Here is a 2043-nt window from a genome sequence, read left to right as displayed (position 1 = left end):
TGCCGAGCGCGAAGCCGAAATCGCCGACGCGGTTGACCACGAAGGCCTTGATCGCGGCGGCGTTGGCCGAGGGCTTTTCATACCAGAAGCCGATCAGCAGATAGGAGGCGAGGCCGACGCCCTCCCAGCCGAAGAACATCTGCGCCAGATTGTCGGCGGTCACCAGCGCCAGCATGGCGAAGGTGAACAGCGACAGATAGGCGAAGAAGCGCGGTCGCGAAGGGTCTTCGTGCATGTAGCCGATCGAATAAAGATGGACGAGCGACGACACCGTCGTCACCACCACCAGCATGACGGCGGTGAGCGTATCGACGCGCAGCGACCAGTCGATATTCAGCACGCCCGAGGTGAGCCAGTTGGCCAGCACATGGACGGTGAAGGGCGCGCCGCCAAAGCCGATGCGAAGGAACACGATCCAGGAGAAAAAAGCCGAGACGAACAACAGCGTGGTGGTGACGATTTCCGACCCGCGCGCGCCGATCTGGCGCCCGAACAGGCCGGCGATCAGGAAACCGAGAAGGGGAAGAAAGACGATTGCGGCGACCATGTCTTCAGCCCTTCATCATGGAAATGTCTTCAACCGCGATGGTGCCGCGGTTGCGGAAATAGGTCACCAGAATCGCCAGCCCGATCGCCGCCTCCGCCGCCGCGACGGTGAGGATGAACAGAGCGAAGATCTGCCCGGTCAGATCGTGCAATTGCGCGGAAAAGGCCACGAAATTGAGATTGACCGAGAGCAAAATCAATTCCACCGACATCAGGATGACGATGATGTTCTTGCGGTTGAGGATGATGCCGGCGACCCCGAGCGTGAACAGGATGGCGCCGACGATCAGATAATGTTCGAGCCCGATGATCATGATCCGCTCCTCACACGCCCGCCCGGGACGGGATTTTCTTGAGTTCGATGGCCGAGGCGCGGGTGCGCGCGTTCTGCGCCGCGATCGACTGGCGGCGCACATTGGTCCGGTGTTGCAGGGTCAGGACGATGGCGCCGACCATAGCGGTCAGCAGGATGAAACCCGCCGCCTGGAACAGATAGACATATTGCGTGTAGAGAACCTCGCCGAGCGCCGCCGTATTGGACATGTTTCCCGGCGTCGGCGTGCCGAGCACCGCCTGCGGGGTCACCGACCAGGCGCCGACCACCAGCACCAGCTCCACCAGCACGATCAGTCCGACCAGCAGGCCCACCGGCAGATATTGCAGAAAACCCTGTTTGAGTTCGGAGAAATCGACGTCGAGCATCATCACCACGAACAAAAACAGCACCGCCACCGCGCCGACATAGACGACCACCAGGATCATCGCCAGGAATTCCGCGCCGGCGAGCAGGAACAGGCCCGCCGCGTTGACGAAGGCGAGAATCAGGAACAACACCGAATGAACCGGATTGCGCGCCGATATCACCATGACGGCGGAGCCGATGGTCAGGGTCGAGAACAGATAGAAAAAGGCCGCGGCTAACGTCATGGTCCACCCGTGCGCCCGAAATCGGGCCTTGTTCGCTTCATTCGCCGGCTTGCGATTAGGTGTTGCGATTAATCGAAGGTCGGCCTGGGGTAAAGTCGGTTCGGTTTTCGGTCCGGTTCTGGCGGGCACGCCCCCCCGCGTCCTTGCAAAGGGCGGCGTTTTCTCAGCGGTAGGGCGCGTCGGCGGCGATGTTGCGGGCGATTTCGCGCTCCCAGATCGCGCCATTGTCGAGCAGGCGTTGCTTGTCGAAATAGAGTTCCTCGCGCGTCTCGACCGCGAATTCGGCGTTCGGCCCCTCGACGATCGCGTCCACCGGGCAGGCCTCCTGGCAGAAGCCGCAATAGATGCACTTGGTCATGTCGATGTCGTAGCGCGTGGTGCGGCGCGTGCCGTCAGTGCCCCGCGGCGCCGCCTCGATGGTGATGGCCTGCGCCGGGCAGATCGCCTCGCAGAGCTTGCAGGCGATGCAGCGCTCCTCGCCATTGGGGTAACGGCGCAACGCGTGCTCGCCGCGAGAGCGCGGCGACTGCGGGTTCTTTTCGTGCGGATAGTTCAGCGTCGCCTTCGGCT

The 2043-nt window shown here is 62.4% G+C and carries 4 protein-coding genes; all 4 read right to left on the bottom strand.

Annotated elements, in window-relative coordinates:
• The coding region (locus QZY01_RS11925; protein ID WP_294537442.1) for a proton-conducting transporter membrane subunit at positions 1-547 on the bottom strand (547 nt) is incomplete at its 3' end.
• A 4-nt stretch (positions 548-551) separates the two neighbouring features.
• Entirely contained in the window at positions 552-860 is a 309-nt protein-coding gene (nuoK, locus tag QZY01_RS11920) for an NADH-quinone oxidoreductase subunit NuoK (RefSeq protein WP_294537440.1), read from the bottom strand.
• Between the two features lie 10 nt (positions 861-870).
• Positions 871-1473 (bottom strand): NADH-quinone oxidoreductase subunit J, encoded by a 603-nt coding sequence (locus QZY01_RS11915; protein WP_294537438.1) that lies wholly within the window; start codon positions 1471-1473, stop codon positions 871-873.
• A 163-nt stretch (positions 1474-1636) separates the two neighbouring features.
• The coding region (gene nuoI / locus QZY01_RS11910) for an NADH-quinone oxidoreductase subunit NuoI (protein ID WP_294537436.1) at positions 1637-2043 on the bottom strand (407 nt) is incomplete at its 5' end.

The sequence above is a fragment of the uncultured Rhodoblastus sp. genome, assembly GCF_903903185.1.
In the GTDB taxonomy this organism is placed as follows: Bacteria; Pseudomonadota; Alphaproteobacteria; order Rhizobiales; family Beijerinckiaceae; genus Rhodoblastus.
The sequence above is the reverse complement of the archived record's forward strand: the minus strand, read 5'-3'. Positions and strand labels throughout refer to the sequence as shown.

Bases quoted from the DNA above. Each gene is read 5' to 3' on its own strand.
- nuoK (WP_294537440.1), bottom strand. From the start codon at position 860: ATGATCATCGGGCTCGAACATTATCTGATCGTCGGCGCCATCCTGTTC.
- QZY01_RS11915 (WP_294537438.1), bottom strand. From the start codon at position 1,473: ATGACGTTAGCCGCGGCCTTTTTCTATCTGTTCTCGACCCTGACCATC.